This window comes from Amycolatopsis sp. WAC 04169 (assembly GCF_003947535.1).
GTDB classification, from domain to species: Bacteria; Actinomycetota; Actinomycetes; order Mycobacteriales; family Pseudonocardiaceae; genus Amycolatopsis; species Amycolatopsis keratiniphila.
The window spans coordinates 29,313-47,710 of the sequence record NZ_QHJI01000005.1; the positions used below are offsets into that span (position 1 = coordinate 29,313).

Sequence of the window (18,398 nt, forward strand, 5' to 3'; positions counted from 1 at the left end):
GTGGTTGCACGCGCAAGTACCGCATTCAGAGGACTAAATGCGGGGGTTAGGCGAGCTCCAGGCGGTACGCGATCAGGGACACCCCGGGATGCGGCTCCCAGTCCCGCTCGGGCAGCCGCACGAAGCCGAGCCGCTCGTAGAGCCGATGCGCCCGCGTCATCGTCTCCAGGCTGCACAGCACCACCCTCACGGCGGCGAGTTCCCGCGCCCGCGCGATGACCGCCCTGGTCAGGGCCTCGCCGATGCCGCGCCCGGTCGCCGACGGCAGCACCCCGAGCATCCGGAACTCCAGTTCGCCCTCGCGGGACAGCTCGGCGAAAGGCGTCCCCGGCCGGGCGATGGTGACGGTGCCGACGAGCGTGCCGTCCCCGCCCACCGCGACCAGCAGTTCCGCCAGTTCCGCCCGCCGGGCGGCGTCGAGCAGTTCGGTGGCGTAGCCCACGCCGTCGACGAGGCTCCGCTCCGCGGAGTACGCGGCCAGCGTGAGCTCGCCGACGGCCGTCAGCTCCTCCGGCCGCGCGGGCCGGATCTCCAGGTCACTCATCGGTCGGCAGGGCGAGCTCGGCCGCGGCCTCGGGCCCGTCTTCCAGCAGCACACGGAAGCCGTTCTCGTCGAGCACCGGCACCTTCAGCTGGACGGCCTTGTCGTACTTCGTGCCCGGCGCGTCGCCCACGACGACGAACGCCGTCTTCTTCGACACGGAACCGGCCGCCTTCCCGCCGCGGGCCATGATGAACTCCTTGGCCTCGTCACGGGAGTAGTCGTTCAGCGAGCCGGTGACGACGATGGACAGGCCTTCGAGGTTGCGCGGGACGGACTCGTCGCGCTCCTCCTCCATCCGCACGCCCGCCGCGCGCCACTTCTCGACGATCTCGCGGTGCCAATCGACCTCGAACCATTCCTTCGCGGCCCGCACGATGGTGGGGCCGACGCCGTCGACGGCGGCGAGCTCCTCTTCGGAGGCGTTCTCGATCTGTTCCAGCGAACCGAATTCCCGGGCGAGGGCCTGCGCGGCCGTCGGGCCGACGTGCCGGATCGACAGCCCGACGATGACCCTCCACAGTGGCCGATCTTTGACGGTTTCCAGGTTCTCCAGCAGTTTGCGCCCGTTGGCCGAGAGCTCGCCCGCCTTGGTGCGGAACAGCTCGACCTGGAGCAGCTTCTCCTCGTCCAGGTCGAAGATGTCGCCCTCGTCGTGCACGACCCCGGCGTCCAGCAGCGCCACCGCGGCCTCGTATCCGACCACCTCGATGTCGAAGACGTTCCGGCTCGCCAGGTGGAACAACCGCTCCCGGCGCTGCGCCGGGCAGAACTGCGCGTTGGGGCAACGGATGTCGATGTCACCCTCCTTCTGGTACGCCAGTTCGGTGTCGCAGTTGGGGCAGCGCAACGGCATGACGAACTCGCGCTCTTCGCCGGTGCGCGCGTCGGCGACCGGGCCGAGCACCTCGGGGATGACGTCGCCCGCCTTGCGGATGACGACCTTGTCCCCGATCAGCACGCCCTTGCGTTTGACCTCTTCCTGGTTGTGCAGCGTCGCCATCGAGACCGTGGATCCGGCCACCTTCACCGGCTCCATCACCGCGAACGGGGTGACCCGCCCGGTGCGGCCGACGTTGACCTGGATATCCAGGAGGGTGGTGATCGCCTCTTCCGGCGGGTACTTGTAGGCGATCGCCCAGCGCGGCGCGCGCGACGTCGTACCGAGACGGCGCTGCAGGGCGACCTCGTCGACCTTGATGACGACGCCGTCGATCTCGTGCTCGGCGTCGTGCCTGTGCTCTCCCCAGTACTGGATGTGCTCCAGCAATTCCTTGCCGGACGTCAGCACCTTGCTGTGCGGGGAGACCGGCAGGCCCCATGCGGCGAGCGCGTCGTACGCCTCGGACTGGCGCTTCGGCTCGAAGCCCTCACGCTTGCCGAGGCCGTGGCAGATCAGCCGCAGGTTGCGCGACTTCGTGATCTTGGGATCCTTCTGCCGCAACGACCCGGCGGCCGTGTTGCGCGGGTTCGCGTACGGATCCTTGCCCGCCTCCACCATCTTCGCGTTCAGCGCCAGGAAGTCCTCGACGCGGAAGTACACCTCGCCGCGGATCTCGACCAGTGCGGGCACCGGGAACTCGTCCGTCCCGGTCAGCCGCTCCGGCACCTGCTCCAGCGTGCGGACGTTGAGCGTGACGTCCTCGCCGGTGCGGCCGTCGCCCCTGGTCAGCGCGCGGGTCAGGCGGCCGTTCTCGTACAGCAGGTTGATCGCGAGCCCGTCGATCTTCAGTTCGGCGAGGTACTTCGTCGCGCCGATCTCCTTCTGGACCCGCTCCACCCAGGCCTCGAACTCCTCGGTGTCGAAGACGTTGTCGAGGCTGAGCATGCGCTCGAGGTGGTCGTGCGCGACGAACTCGGTGGAGAACGTGCCGCCGACGTTCTGCGTCGGCGACTCCGGCGTCACCAGTCCCGGATGCTCGTCCTCGATGGCCTGGAGTTCGTTGAGCAGCTCGTCGAACTGGCCGTCGGACACGATCGGTGAATCCAGCACGTAGTACCGGAACTGGTGCCCGCGGATCTCCTCCGCCAGCTCGGCATGCCGTTCACGGACGTCGGCAGGCACGTCGGTGACGTCCTGCGCCGGCTCGATGTTTTCGGGAAGTTCGCTGCTCACGGGGGTAACCCTAGTCGGGGGTACCGACATTTCCGGACAACCTGCCGACCACTTCGCGGAGTTCGAGCAGGGTCAGCTGCCCGTCCTGGGCCTCGGTCACCAGCTCGACCTTGCCCAGCCGCTCGGCCGCGACCCGCTCACCCAGCGTGGCGTCCAGCGGCAGGAACGTCATGGTCGCCCGGGTCTCCGGGGCGAGCTCGCCGATCTCCGGATGGAACACGGTCACGTCCACCCGGCCTGCCGCTTCGTCCACCTTCGCGGTCACCCGGACGTCGGCGAGCGCGATGCGGGTCTCGCCGAGGTTGACGGTGACTTCACTCGGATCGGGGACCGGCGGCACCGAATCGTGGTACTCCCAGATCGCGTCCTCCGGCGGCGCCGCGGCCTTCCACGCGTCGGTGTACGGGCGCAGTTCCGGATCCTCCTGACCGGTCAGCACCAGCGAGTAGATCGCCCGGTGCCCACGATCGAGGGAGAAATGCAGCCGGGGGTGCAGCGCCTCGACGATGGTGCACAGGTCGTGTTCCACCCGATGCGGTTCACGATCGCCGAGGGCGGCGCTGACCTCCGGCAAAAGCGCGAACCACGCCTCCCAGAACGTCGCCGCCGCGGCGGCCGCGTCCTCGGGGACCGGCTGCTCCGGCCAGGCGGTGCGGGGGTCGGGAACGTCCTCGGATTTGCGGGAACGGCGGAACAAACGCATGACGGGCACGCTACCGCGCCGCTCACCAGCCTTCAGGCGGTTCGGTGAAAGCCTTGCCGGCCTCACGGCTGAGCGTGAGCGCGCGCCGCATCCACTCGGGAGTGGCACCCGCGAGCCCGCACGCCGAGGTCGGTACCACCTGTTCCGCCAGGATTTCGCGGCGGAAGCCGAGCCGGTCGACGAGCTTGAGCACGGGCGTGACCACGTCGCGCAGTTCCACCGGCACGCCGGGATCGGTGGTGGGGACGAGCCCGAGCATCAGCGTCGTGCCGGAGTCCAGCGTCTCGCCGATTTCGTCGAGCAGCGCGGGCGGAGCGCCCTTCAGCAAGGCGAAATCGAACGCGATCGCTTTCGCCCCCGCCGCGCGCAGCAACGAGATCGGCGGCTCTTCGGCGCAGCAGTGCACCGCGACCGGCTGACCGGTGATGCGCTCCGCCCCCGAGATCACCGTCGACAGCAGTTCGCGGGCTTCCGGCGCGGGCACGGCGGGAACGGTGCCGTAGCCGGACGCCGTCGGGAGATCTCCGGCGAGGACCGCGGGCAGCGACGGCTCGTCGAACTGGAGCACCACCGGCGCGCCGATCCGCGATTTCAGCTCCTCGACGTGCCCGGCCAATCCGTCGAGCAGCGATGCGGCGAAGTCACGCAGCGCGCCCCTGTCGGTGAGCACCCGGTGCCCGCGCGGCAGTTCGACGTTCGCGGCCAGCGTCCACGGCCCGGCGGCCTGGATCTTGAAGGCGGGCGGCGCCGCCCCCGCCTTCTCCCTGGCCTCCTGGACGGCGTCGAGGTCCCAGTTCATCAGGTCGAGGGCCCGGCGGTGATCGTGCCCGGGACGGGCGGTGACGCGGTAGCCGCTCGGCACCACCTCGACGGCGAGATCGACCAGCAACGCCGCCGTCCGGCCGATCATGTCGGCACCGACACCGCGGGCGGGAAGTTCGGGCATACAGGGGAATTCGGGCAGTTCGCCGAACACGATCGAAGCGGCCTCGACCGGATCGGTGCCGGGCAGGGAACCGATGGCGGTCGCCGCTCCCGGCGGCCAGGGTCGTTCGTTCACACCCGGATTCTCCCCTTGGTCCGAGTGCGCGGGGAGGCGGGGCACGGGAGGACACGGACATTCGACGCAATTGCCGTCGACGAGCCCGAGACGGCACTGAGCGCACTACGCTGACCTGCCATGACGAGCTCTCCACAGCCCGCCGGCTGGTATCCCGACCAGCAGAACCCCCGGGTGTACCGGTGGTGGGACGGGCAGGCCTGGACCGCGAACACGCGGCCGTCGCACGACGCCGAGATGATCGAGCTGGACATCGAAGGCGCCGCCGACCCGGACAAGATCCGGGCACAGGCGGCGAGGGGCACGCAGGGCCGGGCCACCGGGGTGGTCGGCGGCGGCACGCTGTTCTCCGAACCCGTGCTGGTGGTCAACCAGCGCGCGAAACTCATCGAGATGTCGAACGAGTTCGGCGTGTTCGACCAGAACGGCAACCGTCTCGGCGGCGTCGTCCAGGTCGGGCAAAGCACGTTGAAGAAGGCCATCCGGCTGCTCACGAACTACGACCAGTTCCTGACCCACCGCTTCGAAATCCGCGACGCGAACCACAGCACCGTGCTGAAGGTGACGCGGCCGGCGAAGGTGTTCAAATCCCGGTTCCTGGTGACGAAGGCCGACGATTCCCCCATCGGGGAGATCGTGCAGGAGAACGTCTTCGGCAAGATCCGGCTGGGTTTCGTGGTGAACGGCCAGAAGGTCGGCGGGATCTTCGCGGAGAACTGGCGGGCGTGGAACTTCGTGATCAAGGACCACGCCGACGTCGAGATCGCGCGGATCACCAAGACCTGGGGCGGTTTCGTGAAGGCCGCGTTCACCACCGCCGACAACTACGTCGTCGAGATCCACCGGCCGCTGCGGGATCCGCTGGCTTCGATGGTGGTCGCTTCGGCGCTGACCATCGACACGGCGCTGAAGCAGGACGATCGCTGATCCGGTAGTGACCGGGGTCTCACCCCACTCAAGTGGACACTCGGCTTCCGGCGGCACAAAGTGGTGGGACTGGGCGGCACACCGGTGTGCGTCCGGGACGGAGGTCACCATGGAGCCGTTGCCGGAAGACGGCGAACGGGACTGGGCCGAGCCAGGCGTCTACACGGTTTCGCCCGGGGTCCACCGGATCCCGCTGCCCCTGCCGCAGGACGCGCTGCGCGCGGTCAACGTCTACGTCGTCACCGACGGCACCCGTCTGGTCCTCGTGGATTCGGGCTGGGCGCTGGAGTCGGCGCGCGAACGGCTTTCGCGCGGACTGAAGGCGCTCGGCGCGGATCTCGGCGACATCGACGAGTTCCTGATCACCCACGTGCATCGCGATCACTACACGATGGCCGTGGAACTGCGCCGCGAGTTCGGCGGCAAACTCGGGCTCGGGAAACGGGAAGAGCCGTCGCTGGTGCGCTCCGGTGATCCGGACCGGTTCCCGATGGAGGCGCAGGTCGGCCTGCTCCAGCGCTGTGGCGCGGACCCCGTCGTCGAGGAACTCGCCAGGGCCTTCGGCGGCGTCCGGCACACCGAGGCGCATCTGTGGGAACAGCCCGACGAATGGCTCGTCCCCGGCAAACGCGCGATCGTGCCCGGCCGCGAGTTCGACGTCGTGCACACGCCGGGTCACACGGACGGGCATGTCGTCTTCGTCGACGACGAGGCGGGGCTCGTGTTCTCCGGCGACCACGTGCTGCCGCACATCACACCGTCCATCGGGTTCCAGCCGGTGCCCACGGAATTGCCGCTGAGCGACTACCTCGACTCCCTGCGCCTGGTCCGCGAGATGCCGGACCGGCGCATGCTCCCGGCGCACGGCCCGGTCACCGGCAGCGTTCACGCCCGCGTGGACGAATTGCTGGAGCACCACCGCGACCGGCTGGAGGTCATGGGCGCCGAGATCACCGCGGACGTCACGACGGCGTACGAGGTCGCGCTGCGGCTGGGCTGGACGCGCAAGCGGCGCGAACTGCCCGACATGGACCCGTTCAACCAGATGCTCGCCGTCCTCGAGACGGGTTCGCATCTGGATCTGCTGGTGGCCCAAGGGAAACTCACCGCGACCGAAACCGGCGGGGTGCGACACTACGCGTCATGATCATCCGTCAAGCGCGCCGGGAAGACGTCGCGGCGATCGTCGGGATGCTCGCCGACGACCAGATCGGCAGCACCCGTGATTCGGCCGACGACCTCACGCCGTATCTGAAGGCCTTCGAGCAGATCGACGCCGATCCGGCGCAGTTGCTGATCGTCGCCGACGACGGCGGGGAGGCCGTCGGCACGCTCCAGTTGTCGATCATTCCCGGCCTGGCCAGGAAAGGCGCGTTGCGCGGGCAGATCGAGGCCGTCCGGGTGCGGGCGAGCCATCGCGGCTCCGGCCTCGGCGGCGAGCTGATGAGGTGGGCCATCGACGAATCGCGGCGGCGGGGCTGCGCCCTCGTGCAGCTGACGTCGGACGTGAAACGCGAGGACGCGCACCGGTTCTACGAACGCCTCGGTTTCGAGGCGACGCACACCGGTTTCAAGCTGAAGTTCTAGTCCCCGCCCCGCGTTTAGTCCTCTGGATGCAGTAGTTGCCCGCGCAAGGACCGCATTCAGAGGACGAAATTCGGGTGGTCAGCGGGTCCCGGAGATCTTCGCGCTGCCGAGCACCAGGTCACCTTCGGCGGCATCGGTGCGGTACAGCACGACGACCTGGCCCGGCGCGACCCCGCGCAGCGGCTCACGCAGCTGGATGGTGACCGAGTCACCGGAGACCTCCGCGACGGCCTCGACGATCCCGCCGTGCGCGCGCACCTGCACGACGCATTCGGTGGGGCCGTCCAGCGGCCGCTCGCTCGGCCAGATCGGGCGGTCCGCCTCGATCACGTCCACGCCGAGGTTCCGCGCGGATCCGACCTTCACGGTGCCCGAAACCGGCTCCAGCGAAAGCACGTAACGCGGCCGCCCGTCCGGCGCCGGCGCCTCGATGCCGAGACCCTTGCGCTGACCGACGGTGAAACCGTGCACACCGGTGTGCTCACCGAGCACGGCGCCGGTCTCGGCGTCGACGAGCTGACCGGGACGCTGCCCGAGCCGCTTCTCCAGGAAGCTCTTGGTGTCGCCGTCCGGGATGAAGCAGATGTCGTGGCTGTCCGGCTTCTTCGCCACCGACAGGCCACGGCTCGCGGCCTCGGCGCGCACGTCGGTCTTCCACGAATCACCCAGCGGGAACAGCGAATGCCGCAGCTGCTCCGGGGTGAGGGAAGCCAGCACGTACGACTGGTCCTTGCCCGTGTCGACGCTGCGCCGCAGCTCCGGCACACCGTCCACAAGGGACAGACGGGCGTAGTGCCCGGTGGCGACGGCGTCGAAGCCGAGCGCCATCGCCTTGTCCAGCAACGCTTCGAACTTGATCTTCTCGTTGCAGGTGACGCACGGGTTCGGCGTCCGGCCGGCGGCGTACTCGCCGACGAAGGTCTCGATGACCTCTTCGGTGAAGCGCTCGGCGAAGTCCCAGATGTAGAAGGGGATGCCGAGGATGTCCGCCGCGCGCCGAGCGTCGCCGGAGTCCTCGATCGTGCAGCAGCCGCGGGATCCGGTGCGCAGCGTGCCGGGCTTCGCCGACAGCGCCAGGTGCACGCCGACGACCTCGTGCCCGGCGTCCACGGCGCGCGCGGCGGCCACCGCCGAGTCCACTCCCCCGCTCATCGCGGCCAGTACGCGCATCTTCCTCACACCTCTTGCTTCTGCGTCTGCTTGCGCATTCCGGCGAGTCCCGCCTGCCTCGCCCTGTCGACGACGCCCGCGATCTCCCTCGAAACCGCTTCAACGTCTTCCGGTGCCGAGGTATGCCCGAACGAGAACCGCAGCGACCCGCGCGCGGCCGCGGGTTCGGCACCCATGGCCAGCAGCACGTGGCTCGGCTGCGCGACACCCGCCGTGCACGCCGATCCGGTGGAACATTCGATGCCCTTGGCGTCCAAGAGCATCAACAGGCTGTCACCCGCGCAACCCGGGAAGGTGAAGTGGGCGTGCGTGGGCAAGCGCTCGCCCTCGCCACCGTTGAGCACCACGTCCGGCACCTCGCGCCGGACGGCCTCGATCAGGTCGTCGCGCAGTTCGGCGACACGTTTCGCGTACTCCTCGCGCCCTTCGACCGCGGCCTTCACCGCCGTCGCGAACGCGATCACCGCGGGGACGTCGAGCGTGCCCGAACGCACGCTGCGCTCCTGGCCACCGCCGTGCAGCACCGGCACGCACGCCGTGTCGCGCCCCAGCAGCAGCGCGCCGACACCGTACGGGCCGCCGAGCTTGTGCGCGGTGAGGGTCAGCGCCGCGGCGCCGCTTTCGGCGAAGTCGACCGGCACCGCGACCACCGGCTGGACCGCGTCGGTGTGCAGCGGGATCTCGTGCTCGGCGCAGACGGCGGCGAGTCCGGCGATCGGGTTGACCGTGCCGACCTCGTTGTTCGCCCACATCACGGTGACCAGCGCGACCGTCTCCGGGCTTTCGCCGATCGCGGTGCGCAGCGACTCCGGGGTGACCCGGCCCGCTTCGTCGACCTCGACCCAGACGATCTCGGCGCCCGCGTGCTGCTCCAGCCACTCGACGGACTCGAGGACGGCGTGGTGCTCGACGGTGCTGCACAACACCCGGCGGCGCTCGGCGTCCTCGCCGTTGCGGGCCCAGAAGATGCCCTTGACGGCGAGATTGTCGCTCTCGGTGCCACCGGCGGTGAAGATCACCTCGGACGGCCGGGCGCCCAGCGCCTCCGCGATCACCTCGCGGGCCTCTTCGACCCGGCGGCGGGCCCGGCGTCCCGAGGAATGCAGCGCGGAGGCGTTGCCCACTGTGGACAGCGCCTCGGACATCGCCGCTACGGCTTCGGGCAACATCGGGGTGGTCGCCGCGTGGTCGAGATAGGTCATCGCATCCTTCAGGGTAGCCCGTTCCGGGGCGTGACCAAGCCCACCCTGGTCAGCGGGTGGCGGCGCTCATATCCGACGGCCACCGGCCGGTCACCCGCACCCCGAGCAACGCGATGCCGGTCAACACCACCGTCAGCACCACGATCGCCACCGAAGGCTCCTTCGCCGACGCCAGCGAAGCGAGCAGGACACCGCCTAAACCGATGGTCAGGGCCGATCCGACCCAGTCGCCGAGCTGCAGCGCCGAGGTGTTGAAGCCGCGTTCCGCCTCCGGCGAGTACCGGAGCAGCAGGACCGAGATCGCGGGCATCGCGATCCCCATCCCGGAGCCGCCGATCGCCGACGCCACGAACGCCATCCAGCCGGGGAACGAGGGCAGCGGGACGAAGACGAAGATCGCCAGACCGGCCGCGACCAGCGCGAACCCGGTCCGCAGGGACGCTTCGCGCGACCAGTCGAGCATGCGGCCCTGCAGCATCGACCCCGCCGACCAGCCCAGCGCGGTCACCGTCAGCGGCAGCCCGGCCAGCGCGGGGCTGTATCCGTGGACCTCGGTCATCGTGAGCGGCAGGTACGCCTCCATCCCGGCGTACGCGCCCGCGATCAACGCGCGCGAAGCGATCACTGTGGGCAACCCCGGCCTCGACGACAGCGTCCCGGCGGGCAGGAGTTTACGAAGCGCGTACGCGAGGGCGATCAGGCCGGCGCCGCCGTAGGCCAGCGCCGCGAGGGACGGATGCTGCGCCGCCCAGGTGAGCGCGGCGACGCCGAGGGCGGCGACCACCGCGGGCACGACCCCGGCGCGCCGCGCGGCCTCGGCGGGCACGTGCCGGGGCAGCTTGCGCGTGACGACGATCAGCAGGGACAGCCCGATCCCGGTCAGCGGGATCAGCCCCAAGAACACCCATCGCCAGCCGACGCTCACGGTCACCACGCCCGCGATCGACGGGCCGATCACCGCCGGAAGCACCCACGCGGCGGCGTTGGCGGCGTAGATCACCGGACGTTCCCGGTCGCTGAAGGTGAGCGCGATCAGCAGCGACACCGAGACCAGCAGGAGACCGGAACCGAAGCCCTGCAAGGCCCTGCCGAGCAGGAGCAGCGGCATGTCGTGCGCGAGCCCCGCGACCAGCAGCCCGGCGGCGAACAGCACGGTGCCGGCGAGCAGCGCGGGCGCCGGGCCCTTGCGGTCGCCGAGGCGTCCGGAAAGGACGGTCGCGACCACGCTGGCGACCAGGAAGGTGGTGAACGGCCACGCGTACAGCGCGAGGCCGTCGAGGTCGGCCACCATCGTCGGCATCGCGGTGGCGACGCCCATGCTTTCGAACGCGATGAGCGTGACCATGAGCAGCAGCCCGATGGTGGTCACGCGGTGCTCGGGTGTCCACAGCACACCCTTCGGCTTCGCCTTGCCCCCAGTGATCGTCATACGACGAGCCTGCAACCTCCAGCGCGGTGGAGGTCAAGCGCCGACGGACTCCAGACGCAGCTCACGCGCCAGCACGGCGGCCTCGCCGCGAGAGCTGACTTCCAGCTTCCCGAGGATCTTCCGCACGTGGAACTTCACCGTGTGCTCGGTCAGCGCCAGCTCGTCGGCGATCTGCCGGTTGCGCTTCCCGCGCGCGATCCCGGCGAGAACTTCGAGTTCACGCGGGTTCAGCCGGTCCAGCGGGCGCAGTTCCGGCGTCTCCTGCACGCCCAGCGGCAGGACGGCGGTGATCGTGGCGCCCCAGTCCGGGACGGCGTCGACCTCCCAGCGGCCGCCGAGCGGGGTGATCCGCTCGGTGAGACCGGTGGCGGGTACGGCGCGGGCGACGTCCGGGCCGTCGTCGCGCACGGTGACGCGGAGGTCCTGCCCGTCGATCCGCCAGGACGCCCGGACCCGGGTGCTGCCCCGCTCCAGCGCGGCGAGCACCAGACCGCGCGAAACCGTGCGGGCGGTGTGCGCGATGTCCTGCGGGAGCGGCCGTTCGTCGTCCGGCCCGGCGAGGTCGACGGACACGTCGTTGTGGCGCACCAAGGGATCCAGCTGCGCGACGAGGATGCCGAACGCCTCCGTGGCCGGTTCCGCCGAGAGCTCCTGGTCGCGGTCGGCGATCGAACGCAGCTCGACCAGGGCGGCCGCGGCGAGGTCGGTCGCGGTCTGCCGGGCGGCGGCGTCGCCGAGCCTGCGGGACCGCAGCACCGAAAGCAGCGACGTCAGGGTCGTGGCGTGGGTCTGCCCCAGATCGGTGATCGCCCGCGCCCGCGCGGTCGCCGCCGCGATGTTGCTCTCCAGGACGGCGGGCTCGGGATCGGTGGCGCGCTGGGCGGCGTTCACGCTGACGATGTCCCACAACTTGGCGACGATCTCCAGCGCGCCGTCCGCGGGCTCGTCCTCGGTGGGGACGAGCGCGATCATCGCGCCCTTGCCGATCACCGGTGCCGAGGTCAGGACGACGAGCTTCCGGCGCTTCCCGCCGAGGGTCTCTTCGGCCACCACGGCCTTGCCCGGGACGCCGAGGGCGGCGAGCCGCTGAAGCTCCGCGCTCGTGACCGCGCCGGTGATCTCCGGGTCGCCGTCGACCTTGATGGGCAGACGCGAGCAGTCGCCGGTCTCCATCGCGGCGGCGCGATGCGGCAGGACGGCCGCGGCCGTCGCCGAGAAACGCGGCAGAAGTTCGGGGCGCGGAGCGGCGAGCATGTACTCGACCTGGCTCAGCACTTGCAGCGGATCCATGACTCCACAGTAGGCGCGTACCGCCTCGGGGACGCTGCTCTCCCGGCTAGTGAACACTGCTCGTCCGACTGGTTCGGGCGGGGTACGGGCGCCGGTTGACTGATCGCAGCGAAGAAAACCCGAACAGGAGTGAACATGCGAGCGATCACCATCACCCAGTACGGCGAACCGGACGTCCTGCGGCTCGACGAGGCCCCGCTGCCGGAGCCCGGCCCCGGCCAGGTGCGGGTGGCGGTCAAGGCCGCCGGCGTCAACCCGATCGACTGGAAGATCCGGTCCGGCGCGATGGCCGAGGTCCGGCCCGTCGACTTCCCGCACATCCTCGGCCTGGAACTGGCGGGCGTGGTGGACGCGGTGGGCGAAGGCGCCGATTTCGCCGTGGGGGACGAGGTCTTCGGTTGGTCAGAGACCGGCACGTACGCGGAGTACGCGCTGGCGAGCACGGTCATCCGCAAACCCGCCGGGCTTTCGTGGGCCGAAGCCGCCGCGCTGCCCATCGCCGGCGAAACCGCGTTGCGGGTGCTGGGCGAACTCGAGGTCAAGCCCGGCGAGACCGTGGTGATCCACGGCGCGAGCGGCCAGGTCGGCCGGATCGCTACGCAGGCCGCCGTCGCGCTGGGCGCCACGGTCGTCGGGCTCGCCGGGGCCTCGTCGCTCGACGAGGTGAAGGAGCTCGGCGCGGTGCCGGTCCAGTACGGCGACGGCTGGGTCTCGCGGGTCCGCTCGGTCGCGCCGGACGGCGTCGACGCGGTCTTCGACGCCGCCGGTTTCGGCGTCCTGGGTGATTCCGTCGAGCTGCTCGGCTCACCCGACCGGCTGATCACCATCGCGGACCCGGCGGCTTACGCGCAGGGGCTGAAGTTCTCGGCGAGTGGCTCGGAAACCCAAGCGGTTCTTGAGGATCTGGTCGCGCGGGGGCTGAAGCTGAAGCTGGGATCGAGTTACGCGCTCGCAGATGCCGCCTCGGCGCACCGGGAAAGCGCGACGGGGCACGCGGGCGGGAAGATCACGCTGACGCCGGCGTGATGCCGGGCTGTGTCAACCCCGGATGCCAGGAACGGTCCTTTCCTTGCGAAATTTGCAAGGAAAGGACCGTTCCTAGCGCGCGTGAGGTGCTGAGAGGGACTTTCGCGACCGGAGCAGCAGCAACCGGCGGATGTCATGAAAGGGCCGTTCAGGACGAAAAACGTCCTGAACGACCCTTTCATGACACATCCGGGAGTTACTGCGAGACCGCCTTGGGAGCGGGAGCGACGGCCGGAGCGGGAGCGACGACCGCGGCACGCCGCCGCCGCTGAGCCGGGATCTGCACCCGCCCGAGAGCGGCCTGCACCGCGGATTCCGCCAGCGCCGCCAGTTCCCGGCGGTCCGAAGCGCGGCCCGGCGCGATCTCCGGGCACACGTGCACCTCCAGCACCAGTCCGCGCAGAGCCGCGACCCGCCGCAGCGAAGCGATGAGCGACTCCGGCCCGATGAACGCAGGCTGCGTCGTCTCCCGCCCGTCGGCGAGCCGGAACCGCAGCGCGAGCGGCCGCACCGGGACACCGCCGTCGATCGCGGCCTGGAAGGTCGCGGGGCGGAACCGGCCCGAGCCGAGACCGCACCAGGTGGTGCCTTCCGGAGTCACGCTGACGAGTGATCCGCCGCGCATGGCGTCGGCGAGTTCGTCCATCGTCGCGGGGAGGCTCCGCAGGTTCTCCCGGTCGAGGAAGATGCTGCCGCCGCGGCGCACGAGCAGGCCGAGCACCGGCCAGGCGCCGACCTCCTTCTTCGCGAGCGCCCGCATCGGCTGGACGGCGTTGACCGCGATGATGTCCAGCCACGAGATGTGGTTGTTCACCACGAGCGCGCCACGGCCGGGCACGGCGCGGAACCGCTCGTCGCCGAGTACGCGCAGTTTCACCCCGAACGAGCGAAGGATCCCCGCGAAAAGCAGGCGCACCAACCGTTCCCGGGGCATGCCGCGCAGCACGAGCACCAGCGGCGCGGAGAGGAAGGCGCCGAAGATGACGCCGATCGCGGCGGTGAACCGCAGGACCCGCCGGCCGAACGCCACCGTCGGCGCCCCTTCGGTCAGACAGCCGTCGCCACACGGCGACTTCGGCATCCAGGCGTGGCTCATCCCTGCTCTCCCAGGAAGAACTTGAGGTACCGCTCGTCGACGTTGTGCAGATCCAGCAGGACGAAGAAGTCCGCCACACCGAAATCCGCGTCCAGCGCGGGCGGCCCGTAGATCTTCGCCCCGAGGCGGGTGTAGCCCTTGATGAGCGGCGGGAGGATCGCGCGGGAGGGCCGCTCGACGTCCTCGGACCGCCACGGGTTCAGCGGCGTCACCCGAAGGGATTCATCCGCGTAGTGCTTGGCGCGCAGGACATCCCAGACGCCCGCCGCGTAGGTCCCGCCGTCGGTCAGCGGCACGGACGCGCAGCCCGCGAGGTACCGGTGCCCGGCCAGCAGCATGTAGCGTCCGATCCCCGCCCACACGAGGCTCACCACGGCGCCGCTGCGGTGGTCGGGGTGCACGCACGAACGCCCCGTCTCGACCAGCGAAGGGCGCAGCGAATCGAGCGCGCTGAGATCGAATTCGCTGTCGGAATACAGTTTTCCCGCCCGCGCCGCCCGATCGGGCGGCAACATCCGGTACGTGCCCACGATCTCGCCGGTGTTGTCGTCGCGCACCACGAGGTGATCGCAGAACTCGTCGAAGTAGTCGACGTCGAGACCGGGTTCGAGCGAATTGAGCGTCGCTCCCATTTCCTCGGCGAACACCTGATGGCGAAGACGCTGTGCGGCGACGACTTCTTCGTTTCCGTTCGCCACGAGGAGGGAGTAACGCGGCGCGTCGGCCGGGAGTTCGACACCTGCCTGGTCAGTACTGACGAGGAGCTGTGACGTCGTCATGACCCAGGTCTACCCCTGGAGGGGTACCAACGACAATGCGCCTGATGGCCGATTAGTGCACGTTCAGTTAATTGCGGGTTCTCAGGCTTCTCTCAGGCTGGGAAGTCACTTCCCGGTCACGGAAAAGGGGCCGTCCGGGAAATAAATCCCGGACGGCCCCTCTTCGAACGAAGGACTCAGCCCTTGCGCTTCTGGACCTCTTCGGTCAGCTGCGGCGCGACGTTGAACAGGTCGCCCACCACACCGAAGTCGGCGATCTCGAAGATCGGCGCCTCGGCGTCCTTGTTGACCGCGATGATGGTCTTCGAGGTCTGCATACCGGCGCGGTGCTGGATCGCGCCGGAGATGCCCAGCGCGATGTACAGCTGCGGCGAGACCGTCTTACCGGTCTGGCCGACCTGGAACTGCGCCGGGTAGTAGCCCGAGTCGACGGCGGCGCGGGAAGCACCGACGGCGGCACCGAGCGAGTCGGCGAGCGCCTCGACGACGTCGAACTTGTCGGCCGAGCCGACACCGCGGCCACCGGAGACGACGACCGACGCCTCGGTCAGCTCCGGCCGGTCGCCGCCGACGATCGGCTCGACACCGGTGATCCTGGCGGACTTCGCCGGGTCGCCCGCGGGGACCTCGACGGTCTCCTCGGCGGCCGCACCCTCGGCCGGGGCGGCCTCGACCGCGCCCGGGCGGACCGAGATGACCGGGACACCCTTGGTGGACTTGGACTTCACCGAGAACGCGCCACCGAAGATGGACTGGTCGACGCTGCCGTCACCGTTCACGCCGACGGCGTCGTACAGCAGACCGGAACCGAGGCGGACCGCGACACGAGCGGACACCTCCTTGCCCTCGGCGCTGGCCGCGACGAGCACGGCGGCCGGGGAGGTCCGCTCCGCCAGCGCGGCGAGGACGTCCACCTTCGGGGTGACCAGGAAGCCGGTGGCGTTGTCGCCCTCGGCGACGTACACCTTGGCGGCGCCGTGCGCGGCGAGGGCTTCCTTCGCCTTGGCGGCGGTGCCGGTCGGGCCGACGACGACCGCGGACGGCTCACCCAGTTCACGAGCGGCGGTCAGCAGCTCGAGCGTGACCTTCTTGACTTCACCGTCGACGTGGTCGACGAGGACGAGTACTTCAGCCATTTCCCTATTCCTCCTCGAAACCTGTCTCAGATGAGCTTCTGCGCGACCAGGTAGGCGGCCACCTTGCTGCCGCCGTCACCCTCGTCCTCGACGCGCTCACCGGCGGTGCGCGGCGGCTTCGGGGAGGCTTCGAGCACGGACGACCACGCGTTGCCGAGGCCGACCTCGCCCGCGTCGACACCCAGGTCGGCGACGGTCAGCGTCTCGACCGGCTTCTTCTTGGCGGCCATGATGCCCTTGAAGGAGGGGTAGCGCGGCTCGTTGATCTTCTCGCCGACGCTCACCACCGCGGGCAGGTTCGCCTCGAGGTGCGTGACGCCGTCCTCGGTGTAGCGGTCGGCCTTGATCGAGGTGCCGTCGACGGTCAGCTCGTTCACGTGGGTCAGCTGCGGCAGGCCGAGCAGCTCGGCGATGATCGCCGGCACGGCGCCACCGCGGCCGTCGGAGGCCTCGTTACCGGTGATGACCAGGTCGAAGCCTTCGACCTTCGAGATCGCGGCGGCCAGCACCTTGGCGGTGGCGATCGCGTCGGAACCGTGCAGGGCCTCGTCGGAGACGTGGATGGCCTTGTCGGCGCCCATGGACAGCGCCTTGCGGATCGCGTCGGTCGCGCGGTCGGGACCCACCGAGACGACGGTGACCTCGCCCTCGCCGGCTTCCTTGATCTTCAGCGCTTCTTCGACGGCCTTCTCGTTGATCTCGTCGAGCACGGCGTCGGCGGATTCGCGGTCAAGAGTGTTGTCGGCACCGGAGAGCTTCCGCTCCGAGTAGGTGTCCGGTACCTGCTTGACCAGGACAACGATGTTCGTCATGGGTCTACTTCGACCTCCCGTTAGTGGCCGGCGTCGGCCACGGGGCAACAGCTCTACTGGCCGGTAGATTAGGGCCATTTCAGTGCCGCGGCCCGCCGAGGTGACCTCATTCACCTGGATGCACGTTTTAGTGGGACCATCGTCCAGGTAATTCACCCGGAAGTGAGTGTAACCGGCCGACTAACCCGAACGGCCGTATTCCGGGGTACTCGCGGAGATGGTGAAGGGATAACCTGCCCCACCATGCGTTCCATGCCCGGCCCTGTCGCCGTGATCACGGACTCGACCGCCTGCCTTCCCGCCCCGGTCGCCGAACGCTGGGGAATCGGCGTCGTTCAGGTCCAACTGCAGGTCGGAGAGCAGTTCGACGAAGAGAACCGCTACGACCGCGAGGAAATCATCGGCCATCTGCGGGCGGGGACACCGGTGAAGACGGCACCGCCCGAGGTCGCCGCGTTCTTCTGGGCGTTCCAGGACGCCGCGAGCAAGGGCGCGTCCGCGATCGTCAGCGTCCACATCTCGGGACGGATGTCGGAGACGGTGAACGCCGCCCGCGAGGCCGCCCAGCAGGTGAACATCCCCGTGCACGTCCTCGACAGCGGGACCACCGGGATGAGCCTCGGTTTCGCGGCGACCTCGGCGGCCAAGGTCGCCGCCGCCGGCGGGCAGGCCACCCGCGTCATCGACGCGGCCGAGCGCCGCTTCCGCGGCAGCCGGGAGATCCTCTACGTCGACACGCTGGAATTCCTCCGCCGTGGCGGACGGATCGGTGCCGCGCAGGCGTTCCTCGGCTCCGCGTTCTCGATCAAACCCCTGCTGACCTTGAAGAACGGTGAGGTCGCCCCGCTGACCCGGGTGCCGGGCCAGCGGCGGGCGCTCAACAAACTCGTCGACCTCGCGGTGGAATGCGCGGGCGATCAGGAGGTGGAGGTCGCCATCACCCGGTTCGGCCCGGACGAACGCGATCTCGAGATCGGCGGGCGGCTGCGGGCGCGGCTGCCGCATATGGTCGACAGCACCCTGGTGGACGCCAGCATGATCCTCGGCGCCCACCTCGGGCCGGGTGCCATCGGCATCACGGTGTCGCCGGTGTAGCCCGCTTCGACGGGATCAGCGCCAGCACCACCGGGAGCACCGCGCCCAGCGCCGTCGTCACGATGATCAGCACCTGGTCCACCGGCTCGAAATGCGAGACGTGGCCCAGGTGGTAGAGGAAGTGCGGCAGTCCGAAGCAGAAGGTGGCGAGCGCGGCGAGCCTGGCCACCGCGGTCGTCCCGATCACGGCGGCGCCGATCAGGATCGCGGCGAGCGCCAGGTTGAGGCCGCCGAAGTCCTGGATCAGGTGTTCGTTGAAGGGGCCGTCCATCGCCACCCAGCCGGTGCGGAACCCCGGGAAGTCCCGGTAGAAGCCCTCCGGGCTGAACAGCGGCCACAGCCCCACGGGCAGTTCGATGAGGCCGAAGACGACGAGCAGTACGCGGGTGAATGTCCGTTGCATACCTCCTGGACTGCGTGGCGCCGCGA

18 protein-coding genes are annotated in these 18,398 nt (G+C 69.8%); 5 read left to right on the forward strand and 13 right to left on the reverse strand.

The features are described from left to right. Positions 1-46 precede the first annotated feature (46 nt). Genes DMC61_RS12805 through DMC61_RS12820 form a run of 4 tightly spaced genes read right to left on the reverse strand, consistent with a single transcriptional unit; the run spans position 47 to position 4,420 of the window. Complete coding sequence (locus DMC61_RS12805; protein ID WP_125689470.1) at positions 47-544, reverse strand: GNAT family N-acetyltransferase; 498 nt, start codon at positions 542-544, stop codon at positions 47-49. After that, complete coding sequence (gene ligA / locus DMC61_RS12810; RefSeq protein WP_125689471.1) at positions 537-2,657, reverse strand: NAD-dependent DNA ligase LigA; 2,121 nt, start codon at positions 2,655-2,657, stop codon at positions 537-539. The genes DMC61_RS12805 and ligA overlap by 8 nt, the downstream gene beginning before the upstream one ends. A 10-nt stretch (positions 2,658-2,667) precedes the next feature. Next, a complete protein-coding gene (locus DMC61_RS12815; protein ID WP_125689472.1) occupies positions 2,668-3,360 on the reverse strand; it encodes a hypothetical protein in 693 nt (230 codons plus the stop codon). Between the two features lie 22 nt (positions 3,361-3,382). Further along, positions 3,383-4,420, reverse strand: a complete 1,038-nt coding sequence (locus DMC61_RS12820) for a methionine synthase (protein WP_125689473.1) — start codon at positions 4,418-4,420, stop codon at positions 3,383-3,385. A 120-nt stretch (positions 4,421-4,540) separates the two neighbouring features. Here DMC61_RS12820 and DMC61_RS12825 point away from each other — a divergent pair, with 120 nt between their 5' ends. The 3 genes from DMC61_RS12825 (at position 4,541) to DMC61_RS12835 (ending at position 6,934) form a co-directional block, all read left to right on the forward strand. Further along, entirely contained in the window at positions 4,541-5,347 is an 807-nt protein-coding gene (locus DMC61_RS12825) for a phospholipid scramblase-related protein (protein WP_043848326.1), read from the forward strand. A 109-nt stretch (positions 5,348-5,456) separates the two neighbouring features. Then, on the forward strand, positions 5,457-6,494 hold the full coding sequence (locus tag DMC61_RS12830) for an MBL fold metallo-hydrolase (protein WP_125689474.1): 1,038 nt from the start codon (positions 5,457-5,459) through the stop codon (positions 6,492-6,494). Then, a complete protein-coding gene (locus DMC61_RS12835; protein WP_125689475.1) occupies positions 6,491-6,934 on the forward strand; it encodes a GNAT family N-acetyltransferase in 444 nt (147 codons plus the stop codon). The genes DMC61_RS12830 and DMC61_RS12835 overlap by 4 nt, the downstream gene beginning before the upstream one ends. Positions 6,935-7,012: 78 nt before the next feature. On the opposite strand, the gene mnmA is transcribed toward DMC61_RS12835, so the two are convergent. From mnmA to DMC61_RS12855, 4 genes are read right to left on the reverse strand one after another with little or no spacing between them, the layout of a single operon-like run. Continuing rightward, entirely contained in the window at positions 7,013-8,104 is a 1,092-nt protein-coding gene (gene mnmA, locus DMC61_RS12840) for a tRNA 2-thiouridine(34) synthase MnmA (protein WP_125689476.1), read from the reverse strand. A gap of 5 nt (positions 8,105-8,109) precedes the next feature. Next, on the reverse strand, positions 8,110-9,306 hold the full coding sequence (locus DMC61_RS12845; protein WP_125689477.1) for a cysteine desulfurase family protein: 1,197 nt from the start codon (positions 9,304-9,306) through the stop codon (positions 8,110-8,112). Between the two features lie 49 nt (positions 9,307-9,355). Beyond that, the gene (locus tag DMC61_RS12850; RefSeq protein ID WP_255431504.1) at positions 9,356-10,750 is read right to left on the reverse strand and encodes an MFS transporter; all 1,395 of its coding nucleotides are present in this window, start codon (positions 10,748-10,750) and stop codon (positions 9,356-9,358) included. An 18-nt stretch (positions 10,751-10,768) separates the two neighbouring features. Then, complete coding sequence (locus DMC61_RS12855; protein WP_125689479.1) at positions 10,769-12,025, reverse strand: LuxR C-terminal-related transcriptional regulator; 1,257 nt, start codon at positions 12,023-12,025, stop codon at positions 10,769-10,771. A 135-nt stretch (positions 12,026-12,160) separates the two neighbouring features. On the opposite strand from DMC61_RS12855, the gene DMC61_RS12860 reads away from it, so the two are divergent. Continuing rightward, entirely contained in the window at positions 12,161-13,051 is an 891-nt protein-coding gene (locus tag DMC61_RS12860) for an NADP-dependent oxidoreductase (RefSeq protein WP_125689480.1), read from the forward strand. A gap of 196 nt (positions 13,052-13,247) precedes the next feature. Here the strand turns inward: DMC61_RS12860 and DMC61_RS12865 are convergent, their stop codons facing one another. From DMC61_RS12865 to DMC61_RS12880, 4 genes are all read right to left on the reverse strand, one after another. Continuing rightward, positions 13,248-14,147, reverse strand: coding sequence for a 1-acyl-sn-glycerol-3-phosphate acyltransferase (locus DMC61_RS12865; protein ID WP_125689481.1), 900 nt, complete (start codon positions 14,145-14,147; stop codon positions 13,248-13,250). Further along, the gene (locus DMC61_RS12870; protein WP_125689482.1) at positions 14,144-14,926 is read right to left on the reverse strand and encodes a GNAT family N-acetyltransferase; all 783 of its coding nucleotides are present in this window, start codon (positions 14,924-14,926) and stop codon (positions 14,144-14,146) included. The genes DMC61_RS12865 and DMC61_RS12870 overlap by 4 nt, the downstream gene beginning before the upstream one ends. 176 nt (positions 14,927-15,102) lie before the next feature. After that, positions 15,103-16,062 carry an electron transfer flavoprotein subunit alpha/FixB family protein gene (locus tag DMC61_RS12875; protein ID WP_016336565.1) on the reverse strand — a complete coding sequence of 320 codons (960 nt, stop codon included), beginning with the start codon at positions 16,060-16,062 and terminating at the stop codon, positions 15,103-15,105. Positions 16,063-16,088: 26 nt separating this feature from the next. Next, a complete protein-coding gene (locus DMC61_RS12880) occupies positions 16,089-16,874 on the reverse strand; it encodes an electron transfer flavoprotein subunit beta/FixA family protein (protein WP_016336566.1) in 786 nt (261 codons plus the stop codon). 243 nt (positions 16,875-17,117) lie between these two features. On the opposite strand from DMC61_RS12880, the gene DMC61_RS12885 reads away from it, so the two are divergent. Further along, positions 17,118-17,969 (forward strand): DegV family protein, encoded by an 852-nt coding sequence (locus DMC61_RS12885; protein ID WP_125689483.1) that lies wholly within the window; start codon positions 17,118-17,120, stop codon positions 17,967-17,969. Here DMC61_RS12885 and DMC61_RS12890 read toward each other — a convergent pair. Continuing rightward, positions 17,950-18,372, reverse strand: a complete 423-nt coding sequence (locus DMC61_RS12890; protein ID WP_125689484.1) for a hypothetical protein — start codon at positions 18,370-18,372, stop codon at positions 17,950-17,952. The two genes, DMC61_RS12885 and DMC61_RS12890, sit on opposite strands and share 20 nt — an antisense overlap. Positions 18,373-18,398: the final 26 nt, after the last annotated feature.